Annotated in this window: 12 protein-coding genes; 5 read left to right on the forward strand and 7 right to left on the reverse strand. The window is 37.5% G+C overall.

Annotated features, from left to right (window positions below):
- Positions 1 to 15: 15 nt before the first annotated feature.
- On the forward strand, positions 16 to 2301 hold the full coding sequence (locus GXW81_RS04490; RefSeq protein WP_153935741.1) for an NADP-dependent malic enzyme: 2286 nt from the start codon (positions 16 to 18) through the stop codon (positions 2299 to 2301).
- Positions 2302 to 2380: 79 nt separating this feature from the next.
- Here the strand turns inward: GXW81_RS04490 and guaB are convergent, their stop codons facing one another.
- Both guaB and GXW81_RS04500 read right to left on the reverse strand, forming a co-directional pair.
- On the reverse strand, positions 2381 to 3841 hold the full coding sequence (gene guaB, locus GXW81_RS04495; protein WP_161531368.1) for an IMP dehydrogenase: 1461 nt from the start codon (positions 3839 to 3841) through the stop codon (positions 2381 to 2383).
- A gap of 80 nt (positions 3842 to 3921) precedes the next feature.
- Positions 3922 to 5757 (reverse strand): ABC transporter ATP-binding protein, encoded by a 1836-nt coding sequence (locus tag GXW81_RS04500; protein ID WP_161531369.1) that lies wholly within the window; start codon positions 5755 to 5757, stop codon positions 3922 to 3924.
- Positions 5758 to 6335: 578 nt separating this feature from the next.
- Between GXW81_RS04500 and GXW81_RS04505 the strand changes: the two genes are divergently transcribed.
- The 3 genes from GXW81_RS04505 to GXW81_RS04515 all read left to right on the forward strand — a co-directional run bounded on the left by GXW81_RS04505 (position 6336) and on the right by GXW81_RS04515 (position 9960).
- Positions 6336 to 6980, forward strand: a complete 645-nt coding sequence (locus GXW81_RS04505) for a hypothetical protein (protein WP_161531370.1) — start codon at positions 6336 to 6338, stop codon at positions 6978 to 6980.
- A gap of 21 nt (positions 6981 to 7001) precedes the next feature.
- The gene (locus tag GXW81_RS04510) at positions 7002 to 9137 is read left to right on the forward strand and encodes a hypothetical protein (protein ID WP_161531371.1); all 2136 of its coding nucleotides are present in this window, start codon (positions 7002 to 7004) and stop codon (positions 9135 to 9137) included.
- Between the two features lie 103 nt (positions 9138 to 9240).
- Positions 9241 to 9960 (forward strand): DNA-binding domain-containing protein, encoded by a 720-nt coding sequence (locus tag GXW81_RS04515; RefSeq protein WP_161531372.1) that lies wholly within the window; start codon positions 9241 to 9243, stop codon positions 9958 to 9960.
- Positions 9961 to 10223: 263 nt separating this feature from the next.
- Here the strand turns inward: GXW81_RS04515 and GXW81_RS04520 are convergent, their stop codons facing one another.
- From GXW81_RS04520 to GXW81_RS04540, 5 genes are all read right to left on the reverse strand, one after another.
- Complete coding sequence (locus GXW81_RS04520) at positions 10224 to 11018, reverse strand: hypothetical protein (protein ID WP_161531373.1); 795 nt, start codon at positions 11016 to 11018, stop codon at positions 10224 to 10226.
- A 5-nt stretch (positions 11019 to 11023) separates the two neighbouring features.
- Positions 11024 to 11428, reverse strand: a complete 405-nt coding sequence (locus GXW81_RS04525) for a rhodanese-like domain-containing protein (RefSeq protein WP_161531374.1) — start codon at positions 11426 to 11428, stop codon at positions 11024 to 11026.
- 3 nt (positions 11429 to 11431) lie between these two features.
- On the reverse strand, positions 11432 to 12838 hold the full coding sequence (locus GXW81_RS04530) for a rhodanese-like domain-containing protein (RefSeq protein WP_161531375.1): 1407 nt from the start codon (positions 12836 to 12838) through the stop codon (positions 11432 to 11434).
- Between the two features lie 13 nt (positions 12839 to 12851).
- On the reverse strand, positions 12852 to 13646 hold the full coding sequence (locus tag GXW81_RS04535; RefSeq protein ID WP_161531376.1) for a sulfite exporter TauE/SafE family protein: 795 nt from the start codon (positions 13644 to 13646) through the stop codon (positions 12852 to 12854).
- A gap of 70 nt (positions 13647 to 13716) precedes the next feature.
- Positions 13717 to 14160 carry a hypothetical protein gene (locus GXW81_RS04540; RefSeq protein WP_161531377.1) on the reverse strand — a complete coding sequence of 148 codons (444 nt, stop codon included), beginning with the start codon at positions 14158 to 14160 and terminating at the stop codon, positions 13717 to 13719.
- Positions 14161 to 14305: 145 nt separating this feature from the next.
- On the opposite strand from GXW81_RS04540, the gene GXW81_RS04545 reads away from it, so the two are divergent.
- The gene (locus GXW81_RS04545; protein ID WP_161531378.1) at positions 14306 to 15856 is read left to right on the forward strand and encodes a helicase HerA-like domain-containing protein; all 1551 of its coding nucleotides are present in this window, start codon (positions 14306 to 14308) and stop codon (positions 15854 to 15856) included.
- The last annotated feature ends 66 nt before the right edge of the window (positions 15857 to 15922 follow it).

The following is a 15922-nucleotide window of genomic DNA, read 5'->3' on the forward strand; positions in this document are numbered from 1 at the left end:
TATATAGCGATTTATATGTCAAGTAAAACCAATAGAGACGAAAAAAACTTTAGACAAGCGGCTTTAGATTATCATAGAGCGGAGCCTAAAGGTAAAATAGAAGTAATTCCATCAAAACCACATTCCTCACAGAGAGACTTAAGTTTGGCGTATTCACCAGGGGTGGCAGAGCCTTGTCTTGAGATAGAAAAAGACCCTGCAATGGCTTACGAATACACAGGGAAGAGCAATCTAGTAGCAGTAATTTCTAACGGAACAGCCGTTTTAGGCTTAGGAGATATAGGTGCAGAGGCTTCTAAACCCGTGATGGAAGGCAAAGGGTTACTATTTAAAATTTTTGCAGACATCAATGTGTTTGATATTGAAATAGATGAGAAAGACCCAGATAAATTCATTCAAATTGTAAAAGCAATAGCTCCAACTTTTGGCGGTATCAACCTAGAAGACATCAAAGCTCCAGAGGCGTTCTATATAGAGCAAAGACTAAAGGAAGAGCTAGATATTCCGCTAATGCACGACGACCAGCACGGAACGGCAATCATCTCTGCGGCGGCGCTCATCAACGCACTAGAGTTGGCAGGGAAGAAGATAGAAGAAGTAAAACTCGTGGTAAATGGGGCAGGAGCGGCAGCCATAGCGTGTACCAAACTTTATATGGAGCTAGGGCTTAGAAAAGAAAATATCTTGATGTGCGATAGTAAGGGCGTTATCAATCACAAAAGACAAAACTTAACGCCTGAAAAACTAGACTTTGTAGCCGAAACCGATTTAGAAACTTTAGAAGATGCCCTTAAAGGAGCCGATGTTTTTGTAGGGCTATCCAAAGGCGATGTGATGTCGGCAGAAATGTTGAGTTCTATGGCAGAAAATCCTATTGTATTTGGTTTGGCAAACCCAACGCCAGAGATAGACTACAATTTGGCTAAAGCTACTAGAAGTGATGTAATTATGGCAACTGGACGAAGCGATTATCCTAATCAGGTGAACAATGTTTTGGGCTTTCCGTACATTTTCCGTGGAGCATTAGATGTTCAGGCGAAAGGGATAAACGAGGCAATGAAACTCGCTGCTGTAAAAGCGATTGCCGATTTGGCGAAGGAACCAGTGCCAGAAGCCGTTATTTTGGCTTACAACCTTAAAGGACTGAACTTCAGTAGAGATTATTTTATTCCGAAACCTTTTGATAATAGGTTAATAACTAGAGTGTCCGTGGCAGTAGCAAAGGCTGCTATGGAGAGTGGTATTGCTAGGAAAAGCATAGAAGATTTTGAAGCCTACGAAAACCACCTTTTAGACAGAATGGGCAAAGATGAAAAACTCATCAGAATGATGCAGAATAGGGCTCGTTCTAATCCTAAGAGGGTAGCACTAGGCAATGGGGAAGAGTATAATGTGATTAAAGCGGCACAAATCCTTTACGAAGAAGGCATTGCAGAGCCTATTTTGTTGGGAGACAAAAAGCTCATCAAAGAGAAGATGAAGGAGTTCGGTATAGAGCTTAATGTCAAGATTGTAGACCCCAACGATGAGGAGCAGCAAGAGAACAGAAGAAAGTACCGAGAAACCCTTTGGAAACTACGCAACAGAAAAGGAATCAATGAGTATAAAGCCAAAAGGTTTGTGAGAAACAGAGATTATTTCGGACCTTTAATGCTGAAACACGGCGATACTGATGCCCTGATTGTTGGTTTCTCAAAGAATTACTCTTCTGTACTAAAGCCTGTTTTGGAAGTGATAGAAAAAGAGCCAGGCGTGGATAAGGTGGCTTCTATGATGATGATACTTTCAGGGAAAAAGCCGAGATTTTTTGCGGATACTTCCATTAACAAAAATCCAACAGCAGAAGATTTAGTTAATATTGCTAAAATGTCGGAACTTACCGTGAAATCTTTTGCCATAGAGCCAAGAATAGCGATGTTGTCTTACGAGAATTTCTCTAGTATTTCCGAGACTTCCCAAAAGGTAGCTAAAGCGGTAGAAATCTTACATAAGAAATATCCTAATATGGTGGTAGATGGTGAAATTCAGCCAGATTTTGCGATGAATTCTGACCACTTAGCGGATTATCCGTTTTCTAAATTAGGAGATACTCCAGCTAATGTGTTTATCTTCCCGAATTTGGAGTCGGCTAATATTTCATATAAGATTATTAGAGGAATGAGAGTGGCACAAACCATAGGACCTATCCTTATGGGGCTGAAACAACCTGTACACGTATTACAAATGCGTTCTAGCGTAGATGAAATTGTAAACTTAGCCACAATAGCGGTGCTAGACGCTCAAAGGAGAGAAACGAAATAGATTGAATTGAGATTTAATTTTAGTTAAATATAAAAAAAGCGATAATCAAAACTTGATTATCGCTTTTTTACTTTTATGATTACAAGGAGTAGTTAGGAGCCTCTTGAGTAATAATCACATCGTGAGGGTGAGATTCTTTAAGACCGCTACCCGTTATTTTTACCATTTTAGAATCGGTTTGGAGTGATTTAATATCTTTCGCACCGCAGTATCCCATACCTGCTCTTAGTCCACCTGTGAGCTGGAATATCACGTCTTCTAACTTACCTTTGTGTGGTACTCTACCTTCGATGCCTTCGGGTACAAATTTCTTAGCTTCGCTTTGGAAATAACGCTCTTTACCACCTCTTTTCATTGCAGCTAAGCTACCCATACCTTGGTAAGATTTGAATTTTCTTCCTTGGAAAATAATTTCCTCACCTGGGGCTTCATCGGTTCCAGCGAATAGAGAGCCTAGCATCACTGCATTAGCACCACTTGCGATAGCCTTTACGATGTCGCCAGAAAGTTTAATCCCGCCATCTGCGATTACAGCAACATTTTTAGATTGAGCGTACTCATATACATTATAGATTGCCGAAAGTTGAGGTACACCTACACCAGCCACCACTCTCGTGGTACAGATAGAACCTGGACCTACACCCACCTTTAGAACATTAGCACCAGCCTCGATGAGGTCTTTGGCAGCTTCTGCGGTTACAATATTTCCACCCACGATGTCTAGGTCTGGGAAGGCTTGTCGGATTTCCTTTATTTTGTCTAAGACCCCTTTAGAATGTCCGTGTGCAGAATCTATGGCGATAATATCCACTCCAGCTTTAACTAAGGCGGTTACACGCTCCATCGTATCTTCGCCTACGCCTACACCCGCACCTACGATAAGTCTGCCGTTTTTGTCCTTATTGGCGTGAGGGTATTCTAGTTGATTGTCTATGTCTTTAATGGTGATAAGCCCTACGAGTTTAAAGTTTTCATCAACGATAGGGAGCTTTTCTACTCTGTTTTCTAGAAGGATATTTTTAGCCGTTTCAAGAGTGGTGTTCTTGTCCGAAGTTACTAGATTATCTTTAGTCATCAGCTCTTCCACCTTCATATCCAAGTTTTCTTGGTATTTTACATCTCTATTGGTAATAATGCCTATAAGCGTATTATTGTCATCTACCACAGGCAGACCAGAGATTTTGTATCTAGACATCAGCGCTTTGGCCTCTCTTAGAGTGTAGTCTTTGGAAAGCGTTACAGGGTCTGCTATCATTCCGTTTTCGGAGCGTTTTACCTTGTTTACTTGAGCAGCTTGTTCCTCTATCGGCATATTTTTATGGATAAATCCTAAACCACCCACACGAGCTAAAGCAATAGCTAAGTCGGATTCGGTAACGGTATCCATCGCTGCGGAAACGATAGGCACATTCAGCGTGATTTTGTCGGTAAGACGAGATTTAAGTGAAACTTGATTGGGAAGTACCTCAGAAAAGGACGGTACTAGAAGCACATCATCGAAAGTAATGGCTGTTTCTACAATTTTGTCTTGTATAGGCATAGCACTTTCTTTGCAAAACTAAGATTTTTTATTTAATCTTACAAAAGAAAATCAACTTAGCTTCCCAATATTAAGGAGATTTAATCAAAGTTTTGTAGCTCTACCAACTTTTTGTAAACACCGTTTCTAGCCATTAAATCGTTGTGGTTGCCTTGTTCTATTACCTTGCCTTTTTCCATTACTAGAATCAAATCGGCTTTTTGTATGGTAGAAAGTCGGTGGGCAATGATGAGTGAAGTTCTGTTTTCCATCATTTTGTCTAAGGCATCTTGCACTGCTCTTTCGCTTTCGGTGTCTAGGGCAGAGGTGGCTTCATCTAAAATCATCACAGGTGGATTTTTGAGTACCGCTCTTGCGATGGATATTCTTTGCTTTTGTCCTCCTGATAGTTTGTTGCCATCATCACCTATGTTGGTGTTGTAGCCTTCGGGAAGTTGGTCTATAAATTGGTGTGCATTGGCGATTTTAGCCGCAGCGATGACTTCTTCTTCGGAAGCCTCTGGCTTACCCATTAAGATATTATTATAGACTGTATCGTTAAACAATACCGATTCTTGCGTAACCATTCCTAGCAGGCTTCGGTAGTCTTTTAGTTTTAAATCTTTGATGTTGTTACTATCTACCTCTATGTTTCCTTTATTTACATCGTAAAATCTTGCCAAAAGGTTGGCGACAGTAGTTTTACCACTCCCAGACTGACCTACCAATGCTACCGTTTTCCCTTTTGGTAAAGACATAGAGAAGTCTTCCAAAATCTTATGGTCTTGGTCGTAGAAAAAGCTGATATTTTTAAACTCAATGCTGTGGTTGAGATTATCGATAGCGATAGGATTGGAAGTTTCTTCCACCTTTAAATCATAATCTAAAACTTCCGAAACTCTCTCTAGACTTGCCATTCCGCTTTGTATAGACGATATGGAGTTAGACAGTTGTTTAGCTGGAGCGAGTATCTGATAGAAAATCCCTAAGAAAATAAGGAAGGTCGCAGGGTCGTTATTAGTCCCGTTGATAACGCTGATGCCCGAAAACCAAGCGATAAGTAACATCGTGATAGACCCCAAAAACTCACTCATTGGAGAGGCGAGCTCTCGTCTTCGGCTCATACCTATGGCGTATTTTTGCCAAAGGTTGGTGGTGGTATCAAATCTTTTTTCTAGGATTTTATCCGCATTAAATATTTTAATGACTTTGGAGGATTTTAAGGTTTCGTCTACCAAAGAGAATAGATTGCCTAGTTCTTCTTGTGCCGAGTTGGCTTGTCTTTTTAAACTTTTACCAACCCACGAAATCAGCCAACCCATAATAGGGAAGACAATCAGGGAAAACAGCGTAAGCTGGGCATCTAATAAGAAGAGTGCGGTGAGAGAAAAAATAATCATGAATGGAGCATTCACAATATCTACTAAGGCTCCCATAATACCACTTTCTATAGCACCGACATCGTTAGAAATTCTGGACATCATATCGCCTTTCCTTTGTTCTGTAAAGAAAGAAACAGGGAGCTTTAGGAATTTGTGATAGATAGCACTTCTTAAATCTTTAGTAATCCCCACACGGTAATTTACAAGAAGAAAAGACCCAAGGTATCTAGAGATATTACGAAGCAAAAACGCCACTCCTGTAATTACGCACACCCACGCCAAAACGGTGCTGCCGCCATAAATATCGTTATATACTTGTATTTTATAATAGACTAAATCTTTTAAGTAGCCAAAATAATTACTCATGTTACCATCGTAGAAGGGCTCTTTGGTAGTGTCTATTTTATCTAATCTTAGGATAATCCTTAAAACAGGGAGCATAGAAAGCACCGAAAATATTTGAAGTACAGAGTACAAAATATTAAAAAACATACTTCCCCAAAGGTACTTTTGATGCGGTTTGGCAAAGCTTAAAATTCTATGTAAAGGTTTCATTAAAGTCTTTTATAAAGCCACAAAAGTAAGCAGGATATTTTAATTGAGCAAAAGCAGGTAGGCTTAGAGATTTAATATTTGCTACATATAATTTGCATATATTAAAAAATGCTTATACATTTGCTCTAGATTTATGCGATACACTATCAGCGACATACAAAAAAATAAAAAAAACTTGCACAAAAATTTGGTACTTCCAAATAATTGTGTAAACACACACACACACACACACACACACACACACACATAGTTTCGTGTATATGTCTTCTATTATCTAGAAAAATATTTCAACTTTTATCGTTTAGAAAAAATATACCGCCAGTATTCATTGGAGGTCTTTCGTGCTCATATTATTTACAAGATAATTTATATAACCATCTACTAGAAGCATTTTTGTTTTTTAAAACAACATGGTCGTTCTTGTTTAGTGCTTCTAGTGTTCAGAGAGGGCGTTATGCTCTTTCTATATCAGCCTTTCCTCTCATTTTGTGTGTGTTTAGAGGGGAAAGGCATTTTTATACTCAAGATTTAAAAATAGACAAAACAATAATTTATTAATCATTTAAAAATTAGATTTTATGAAAGCAACAACGACAAAATTTAGTGCATTGGCTTTTTTAGGTTTAGGCTTATTAGCTTATGGACAAACTTATGATGGTAAAGTAGGTATTAACGAATCTCAACCTAAAGCTACTTTAGAAATAACTCCTAATACAGCTAACAAGTTGTCTACAGCCTCTACAGTAGAAGGTATTTTAATACCTCGAGTTAGCCGTTTAAGAGCTGCTAATATGGGAACTGGCGTTACAGAATCTACACTACTTTATATTGACTCTGTTGCTGATGGTGCTGCTTCGGGAACGACGGTTAATGTAGATGCAACGGGCTTCTACTTCTTTAAAGGAGGGGTTTGGGTAAAAATGGGTGCAGGTGCTAGTAGTACAGCTGGGGCATTATATGGTAGTATTAGAGTATTAGACAATATAAAAGAAGATCAATGGACAGCGGAAGACTTTACTATTGTATTAACTAACGGTTTAACCAATGCAGCTTTACCAAAAGCAGCTCAAAATAAGGGAAGAATAATTTCTATAAGAAATGCTTCGGCAGGTCTAATTAGCTATACAGCAAATGCTCCTTTGAACAACTCTGCTATTTCTGTGAATAGAGGGCAGTTAATACAATCTGATGGTACCAATTGGTATGTAATCGGAGGTTTCTAATCACTTTAAAATTTATAAACAATGAAAAAAAATATTCTTACTATATCGGCGTTACTATTGAACATCGTAGCATTTTCTCAAGTAAATGTTGGTACAAATACTAATACACTAACCAATAAAAATACCTTTTTAGATGCGAGTGGATTTACAGAAACTGCTATATCTGGTACAGGAAAGGGGCTTAATTTTCCTAGAACTAACTTAACCACTTTTGCTTTTGATACATCGGATTTAGGGCAATATCAGTATTTCAAAACAGGTTTTGATGGTTTGGTGGTATATAATACAGCAACAGGAAAGACAGGAACTAATACTGCAACACAAGGTCAGCAGATAGATGTAACCCCAGGATTCTATTACTTCTCTAACCCTACGGCAACTGAAGATACTACAAACTTATCATCAGGTAAATGGGTAAGACTAAGTGATTCCCAAGCTAACGACCAACTTTGGGCTCAGAGAGATAACAATGGAATTATTGAAACTTATCTTAAGCCCTCTTTAGGGACTAATGATATTTTGGGATTTTACGAAGATAAAACCAATAAAAATAAGGGGTTTCTTCGTATTGCAGGCATCCTATCTCCGCTAGCTACTAGTACTACATTCTATAAGCGTTCAAGTATTAATTTTGAGAACTATGGTTCAGATGCTTTTCCTTTGACACATCCTTATACAAATACGGCATTTTATGATTTTAATCATAGAAGAAGTGTAGTTACTTCAGGACATGTAAACAATTCTACTTCTACTGCTATGAGATATAATGGGGGATATAATACCTTATTAGTACAAGACCCTAATATATCCAAACCTCTTAATTATCTTAATGGGCAAACTTTTGAGGTGCTTATAGAAGGAGAAGACCCTGATGGTACGGGACCTTTGTTAGGCGCAACCTTAGGTGTGAATGCTAATACTATGGTAGGTCTACAGTCTTGGGCTAGAGCTAATACATCAGGGAACTTAGGTAGTTTAGAAGGATTTAAGGTTGTAGGTCGTAGTATAGGTAGTGGTGCTACTATAGGACGATTTACAGGTCAAAATATGGATATTCTGGTGTCTAATAATCAGTCGGCATCGGTGGTTAGAGGAATAAATAATCAAATGGCACTTGAGACTGGACAAGTGAGTAATATGGGAGGTCTAGTGTCATATATTACATCAAAGGCGAGTAATATATCTACAGGAAAAGGTATGGATTTACGCTATATAGCCTCAGATACAGGTTCTACTATGACAGAGTATGTGGGTGTTTTCAATTCATTCACTTTAGGAGCAGGGAATAGTGTAGATGACTTTTATGGATATCGTCTTCATATACCTGCTATTGGAGCTAATTCTACTGTTAAAAATGCTTATGGGCTTCATTTAGATAATGTTAATTTCAGTACTGGAAACAATTATGCTATTTACACTAACGCTGGAACAGTTCGTTTCGGTGATAATGTAGGTATCGGCGTAGATGCTCCAGTAGAAAAACTAGAAGTAGCGGGAAATATCTTAGCTAAAGAAGCTGAACTTCGTTCTGAAAGGTCATCAAATATAGGAGGTTCATTAGAACTTTCCAATACTCTAAAGGCAGACACTACAACTGAAGTAGGTAAATGGAGATTGTTCAATATGAAGACTGGAGGAGCATATAATTATATCAGTGGTTTGCATTTTTGGGCTTATGGATTAGATAATTCAAATAAAAGTTCTAAAATGGTATTAACAGATGAGGGTAAGCTAGCAATAGGTTATGGTAGCAATGCTTCTGAAATGCCTAAAATTACAGAGTTATTAAATGTTAATGGTAATGTAAAAGCAACCGCTTTTATGGGAACTAATGGAGCTAAACTCTTCCCAGACTATGTGTTCCAAAAATACTATACAGGTACTTCTAACATTAAAGCAGATTACAGCTTTAAGACCCTTAGCCAAGTAGAAGATTTTGTAAAAGCTAATGGACATTTACCAGGATATCAATCTGCTGCAGAAATCAAAAAGCAAGGTTATATAGATATTATGGCAACTCAACTTACCAATGTGGAGAAGATAGAGGAACTTTACTTACATCTTTTAGAAAAAGATAAAGAAGTAAAAGACCTAAAAGCAAAGAATGAAGAGTTAGAGTCTCGTTTACAGAAGTTAGAAGCCTTATTAGTAAAATAGTTTATAACTTTCCCCATTGTGACAGTATCGCAATGGGGCTTTTTTATATCTCAAATTAGAATAAAATAATATAAAAGTTTAACCTCAAAAAATTATAAAGCTTATGAATACACTAAAAGCGTGGTTGCGTCCCAACCTATTGACTAAAGATGACCCTAATGATTTTGTAGCCGTACCTCTTTTAGGTGGCAGCCTTGGCATTACAGAAATCATAGAAGCTCTCAAAAAAGAGGGTATGGAGATAAAAACCGAAACGGCGGTAGATATTATCACTCGTTTTAACCGTAAAGCCTCAGAGCTGGTACTCAACGGTTATAGCGTAAATACTGGATTAGTCTATATGCGTCCTGCGATTAAGGGCGTATTTTATGATAAAACTTGGGATAAGGAGAAGCACTCGGTTTACGTAAATGTAAACCAAGGCACCGACCTAAGAAAAGCCGCCAACGATACCAAAGTAGAAATCCTAGGCGAACAATCTAGCCCAATGAGTGTGTTCAGTATTACCGACAAAGCCACAGGCAAAGCAGACGGTACGCTTACCAAAGGCAAAAACGCCGAAATTAAAGGCACTTATATTAAAATAGACGGCAATGACCCTAAAAATGGCATCGTCTTTAAAAATCTAGACACTCAACAAGAAGTGAAACTCTCAGCAGAGCATATTGTTCTTAACGAGCCGTCAAGGTTACTCATTCTCGTTCCTGCAGATTTAGAAGCAGGGAATTATGAGCTAAGTCTCACAACACAATTCTCTAAAGGTAATACCTTACTTAAAGAGCCTAGGACAGAAATTTTATCTGCTCCTATTGTTATTGGGTAGTTCGTTTTTATAACCACAACTGTAGGTTCTCAAATTTTGAGAACCTACAGTTATTTTTTACGCTACTTCGTTGTCTTACCGTACAACGGTGTGTCGTCTTAGGCTACGCTGGTGTGTTGTATGGTAAGACAACGAAGTGGCGTCAGTAAAGAGTTAAAGTTCTTGGATTAAATACTTTTATGTGACCTTGATGTTTTTCTAATGATTTTGGTTAGGAAACAATAGGTAACTTCTATAAAAAGATCTATATTATCAGTTAACTTTTACCTCCACCATTGTTCTTCTTCTTTTTGTTTGGCTTGTTTCGTTTCTGAAGTTTCGGTAAAATCTCCCTGAGCAAGCTTATAAGTTTTCCAACCGTTTTTTAGATATTTATTATTAACACTAAATTCTCCTACTCCAATATCAAGGTCGCCACTTTCAGGAATTCTGTAGTCTCCCCAATTACATCTCTTAGTTATATTTGTTTTATAGCTCGTCCAACTACCAACAAATTGATTATTTGAAAAACCATCAGAAAAGAAATTTAAGGCGTCGTATCGAAATTGCCCTTTATCGTCTATCAAGAAACGACTCTTCAGTTTACCTTTGATAAATCCAGTCGAAGGTTGTTTTTTATCTTCGTACAGAGTTACATCACAATCTGCATATCCCTGTTTGTAATTTGGGAAGTCACTACTTTTATAGATTTTAGCTTGTTTAATAGTAATTTTCCCTTGAAATGTGCAGATGGTTTCTCTAACTTTTGTTTTTCCAGATACCAAATATTCATAAGGATTTGTTGGGTTCTGAATAACTGAAGTAAAATGAATAAAAAATCTTTGATAATTATTTCCTATGAAGCCTAATATTTCGGGGCGTTTAACCTTTTCTTTTATTTTTTCTTCTCGGTTTTCCGAAATAATGCTATCTGCAGCAATAACTTTAGAAAGATTATAATTTTTAATTTGTTCAAAAAAATCAATCTTTATTCTGTCTTGTGCGTAGGAGTTTCCAAATAATAAAACTGTTAATATGATAACTGAGATGTATCTAAATTTGTTTTTTAGAGTATTCATTTTTTTTATTTTTGAAGTGCTTTTACTTCGTTCCAAGTCCCAGCGTTATATACTTTTTTAAAGCCGTGTTTCTCTAGAATAGTCTTAGCTTCTTCGGAGCGTCTTCCAGAACGACAGAAAAGTACAATATCCTGCGAAGAATTTAGTTTGTCTAAATGATTTTCTAATTGGTCTAAAGGTATGTTGATGGCTCCATTAGCACTGCCTTCTGCAAATTCTTCTGGAGTCCTTACATCTACCAAAATACTATTGGGAGCATTTATAATTTTCGTGATATTTGCTTCACTAGTATTTTTTGTATTGGCTGTACACCAGATAATTCCAGTATCTTTGGCTTTACTAGTTGTTTGGCAGGAGGTAAGCCCTAGAGCTAAACCTCCGCCAAGTATCATTTGGTGTATAACTTTCATAATTTAGAACTTAACTTTAGACTGGCATACAAAATCAGTGGTAGGCACAGAGGTTTCCTTAATTTTAGCAAAACCACCATCTACTTCTGTAAAATTTCGGATACCTCTAGAATTGAGTATGCTAGACGCAATCATACTACGATAACCTCCTGCACAATGGATGTAGAAATGTGTATCGTCTAGTTCTTTTGCCCAGTCGTTAATTTCCATAAGAGGGCGGCTAAGGGCGTCTTCTACATGCTCAGCAGAGTATTCTCCTATATTTCTTACATCTACTACTTTTGCATCTTTATGGTATTCGTTAGCAAAGGTTTCGGCAGAAATTCTTTTAATAGTGTCTATTTCTTTTCCTGAATTTTTCCACGATTCAAAACCACCTTTGAGGTAGCCTACTACATTATCAAACCCTACACGAGCGAGTCTAGTAATGGCTTCTTCTACGGTACCTTCTTCACAGACTAGTAGCAGGGGTTGCTTAACATCTACAATCATCGCACCTACCCAAGGGGCAAAACTGCCTTTAAGACCAATGTTTATAGAGTTAGGTACAAAACCTTGGTGGAAATCAGCCGCATTTCTAGTGTCAAGGATTAAAGCTCCTGTATTCTCTGCCACGGTTTCAAAATCTTCTACGGATAGAGCTTCTTTACCGTTTTTTAAAACTTCATCAAAGCTGGTGTAGCCTCCTTTGTTCATAGCGACATTCATTCCGAAGTATTGCGGTGGAGCGGTAAGTCCGTCTAAAACAGCGTCTATAAAAGCCTCTTTGCTAGGTTGGTTGAGGGCATAGTTTATTTTCTTTTGGTTGCCAAGGCTGTCTACGGTTTCCTTCATCATATTTTTACCACAAGCAGAACCCGCTCCGTGTGCTGGATATACGGTAACCTCATCTGGTAGAGGGAGTATCTTATTGTAAAGACTTTCATATAATAGCCCTGCTAACTCTTCTTGGGTAAGATTGGCAGCCTTTTGTGCCAAGTCAGGACGCCCCACATCACCTAAAAATAGCGTGTCGCCACTAAACAATGCAGTTTCTTTTCCATTTTCATCAAGGAGTAGAAAACACGCGCTTTCCATCGTATGTCCTGGAGTGTGTAGCACTTTTATTTTAACATTTCCTAACTCAAAAATTTGATTGTCCTCTGCAATAATAGCTTCAAAACTAGGCTTTGCAGTAGGTCCGTAGATGATAGGAGCGCCTGTTTTTTTACTCAAATCTAAATGTCCCGATACAAAATCAGCATGGAAGTGAGTTTCAAAGATGTATTTTAGGCTAACACAATCTTTCTCTAAACGCTCTAAGTAAGGTTGTACTTCACGCAGTGGGTCTATAATGGCTGCTTCGCCGTTAGAAGTAATGTAATAAGCACCTTGTGCAAGGCAACCTGTGTATATTTGTTCTATTTTCATAATGATACTATTTTTATTTTAAAATTAATTCTTTAATTAGGATATAAACTCCCATACCTAACACAAACCAACCAAAAGCAGGTTTGAGTTTTTTACCATCTACTCTTTTAGATAAAGCTAAGCCTAATAAAACTCCTAGAATAGATAGCCCCGTAAAAGATAAGAGAAATTGCCAGTCTATGGCAACTTTGTCTAAAGAGCTTATAAAACCTATGGTACTACTAAGTGTAATAATCAGTAGCGAGGTACCAATAGCTTCCTTCATTTTTAACCCTAAAATCATTACCAAAGCAGGAATGATAAGAAATCCTCCGCCAGCACCTACCAGCCCTGTAATAATGCCCACCAATAGCCCTTGAGAAATAAGCATCATATTTCTAGCGGGAGAAGCTGCTAGAGTGTGAGGTTCAGCTTTACTCCCTACAATCATTTTGTAGGAAGCCAAAAGCATTAGTGAGGCAAATAAAATGAGAAGGAACATATCTTTAGTAAGACAAATACCCCAACGGTTGATGATGTATTCGGGTAGATGTGGCACAACCACTCTCCTAGAGAAAAGCACTCCTAAGACGGAAGGGATACCAAATAGTAAAGCAGTATTGAGGTGTATTTGTTTCTCTTTAAAATGTCCCAAAGAGCCTACTAATCCGTTACAAGCAACCACAAATAAAGAGAGTGTGGTTGAAGTAACGGCATCTAACCCAAAAAGGTAGGCAAAAACAGGAACGCTTAAAATACTACCGCCACCGCCCATAAGACCGAGTACCAAACCAATGATGACAGCAAAAAAATAACCTAGTAGCTCCATAATTTTCTACAAAGGTAAGACTTCCACTCTACAAGTTATGAAACTTGGGTTACAGAAGTCCATTTTTGGATTAGGCTATTTCCATAATTTCAATTTGATGAGAGCCAAAATCAACTTTATCTCCTACTTTAGTCTCTTTTATTTTTGAATAAATAGGAGCCTCTTCGGAAATACAAATTACATCTTTTCCTTCATATTTGAACGGTGGCACTGAGATTCCAATAAAAATATAACTTTTGTCGGTTTTAATAAGGCAACCACTTTCAATACTTGTATGGTGTTCTTGAGCGGAATGTTCTATGAATGCTAAATGATTTTTTGCCGTATTTGCCATCTGTTCAAACCTAAGCTGCATATCTTTAGCCTCTGTTTGATGTGAAAAGTCTTCAGGGTCGTGAGTAGCATCTTCATCTATGTCAGACTCTATACGGTAACGCTCTACAGATTTTTGTAGGTTATCCACTATCTTTTGTTGCTCGTTAGCAATAGCTTTTAAAATGATTTCTTTTTCCATAAGGATTATATCTTTTATAGAGTAACAAATATAAGCAAAATCTACCATATTTAGGACTGGTTTGTCCTAGATGAGATTATTTAAGATAGATAAAAGAGCTATTATTCAGTTTTATTTCTTAATTTTATCCATCAAAAAATGTAAAATGGCAGACAAAACTAAATTTATAGAAGAACTAAGCAGTAGATATAGCTCCAAAGGAGATAGTATTATCCTAGGGAAGGGAATGCTAGATGGAGAGGTAATAAAAGAGGTAGATGTAAAACTTCCGTTAAAAACCTTAAACCGTCATGGTCTTATAGCTGGGGCTACAGGAACAGGAAAAACGAAGACCATACAGGTCTTTGTAGAACAACTTTCTCATGCAGGAATACCGTCTTTAGTAATGGATATTAAAGGTGATTTTTCAGGAATAGCAGAGGCAGGGGAGGAAAATAACATTATTAAAGAACGCTATGCTAAAACAGAGTTACCGTATAAAGCTCAGCCTTTTCCAGTGGAGTTAATGACGATTTCTGGAGCTAAAGGTGTTCAGTTGAGGGCTATGGTTACAGAATTTGGACCAGTACTACTTAGTAAAATATTGGGGCTTAATGATACTCAAAGTAGTATTATGTCGATAGTCTTTAAATATTGTGATGATAAAGGCTTACCTCTAATTGATTTAGAAGATATTAAAAAAGTATTACAGTATGTAACTACGGACGATAATGGTAAGAAAGAAATAGCAGAAAATTACGGCTCTATTGCACCAGCATCTTTAGGGGCTATTTTGAGGTCTATTGTAGCTTTAGAGCAAGAAGGAGCAACAGCTTTCTTCGGAGAGCCTAGCTTTGAGGTTAATGATTTGCTACAAACTAGAGATGGAAAAGGCGTGGTAAATATTATGCGTGTAGATGATATTCAGAATAAACCCAACTTATTTTCTACCTTCATGCTGTCTTTGTTTGCCGAAATTTACCTTACTTTTCCAGAAGAAGGCGATAGTGGAAAACCCAAATTGGTGCTTTTTATAGATGAAGCTCACTTAATTTTTAAAGAAGCCTCCAAAACCTTGCTTTCACAGATAGAAACTATGGTGAAACTTATCCGTTCTAAAGGGGTTGGTATTTATTTTATTACTCAAATACCTGGAGATGTGCCAGAGAATGTTTTGAGTCAGCTAGGTCTTAAGATTCAGCACGCATTGAGAGGATTTACAGCTAAAGATAGAAAAGAAATAGAAAAAGCCATACAAAACTATCCTGTTACAGAGTATTATAAGGCTGAAGAACTCATCCAAAATTTAGGAATAGGAGAGGCGTTTGTAACGGCATTAGATGAAAAAGGTATCCCAACACCTTTGGTGCAGACTTATCTTATTTCGCCAGAAAGTAGAATGGGAGTATTAACGGCTACCGAGATAGATAATCTAACGGCAGGGTCAGCTTTAGTTAAGAAATATCAGAATAGTATAGATAAAGAAAGTGCTTACGAGATTTTATCTAAAAGAATGGTCCCTGTAGCCGAGGGAAGTCAGGCGTCTCAAGAAGTACCTAAAACAACCGTGACTAAAGAACAAGAAGAACCTAGCATATTTGATACTGTATTGAAAAGTCCTATGGCTAAAACCTTTGGTACAACTCTAATGAGAGAGGGAGCAAAAGCCATACTAGGTATGCTTGGATTAAAATCCACTTCTAGGAGAAGGTACTAAAAGTTAATATCATAACCTGTAAAATTGAATGATTCAGATTTAATCTGAATCATTTTTTTGTGGATT

The sequence above is a fragment of the Riemerella anatipestifer genome (genome assembly GCF_009932355.1).
Classification (GTDB): Bacteria; Bacteroidota; Bacteroidia; order Flavobacteriales; family Weeksellaceae; genus Riemerella; species Riemerella anatipestifer_E.

Excerpts from the sequence above, each read along its gene's own strand:
- GXW81_RS04490 (WP_153935741.1), top strand. The coding sequence starts at position 16 with ATGTCAAGTAAAACCAATAGAGACGAAAAAAACTTTAGACAAGCGGCT.
- guaB (WP_161531368.1), bottom strand. The coding sequence starts at position 3,841 with ATGCCTATACAAGACAAAATTGTAGAAACAGCCATTACTTTCGATGAT.
- GXW81_RS04500 (WP_161531369.1), bottom strand. The coding sequence starts at position 5,757 with ATGAAACCTTTACATAGAATTTTAAGCTTTGCCAAACCGCATCAAAAG.
- GXW81_RS04505 (WP_161531370.1), top strand. The coding sequence starts at position 6,336 with ATGAAAGCAACAACGACAAAATTTAGTGCATTGGCTTTTTTAGGTTTA.
- GXW81_RS04510 (WP_161531371.1), top strand. The coding sequence starts at position 7,002 with ATGAAAAAAAATATTCTTACTATATCGGCGTTACTATTGAACATCGTA.
- GXW81_RS04515 (WP_161531372.1), top strand. The coding sequence starts at position 9,241 with ATGAATACACTAAAAGCGTGGTTGCGTCCCAACCTATTGACTAAAGAT.
- GXW81_RS04520 (WP_161531373.1), bottom strand. The coding sequence starts at position 11,018 with ATGAATACTCTAAAAAACAAATTTAGATACATCTCAGTTATCATATTA.
- GXW81_RS04525 (WP_161531374.1), bottom strand. The coding sequence starts at position 11,428 with ATGAAAGTTATACACCAAATGATACTTGGCGGAGGTTTAGCTCTAGGG.
- GXW81_RS04530 (WP_161531375.1), bottom strand. The coding sequence starts at position 12,838 with ATGAAAATAGAACAAATATACACAGGTTGCCTTGCACAAGGTGCTTAT.
- GXW81_RS04535 (WP_161531376.1), bottom strand. The coding sequence starts at position 13,646 with ATGGAGCTACTAGGTTATTTTTTTGCTGTCATCATTGGTTTGGTACTC.
- GXW81_RS04540 (WP_161531377.1), bottom strand. The coding sequence starts at position 14,160 with ATGGAAAAAGAAATCATTTTAAAAGCTATTGCTAACGAGCAACAAAAG.
- GXW81_RS04545 (WP_161531378.1), top strand. The coding sequence starts at position 14,306 with ATGGCAGACAAAACTAAATTTATAGAAGAACTAAGCAGTAGATATAGC.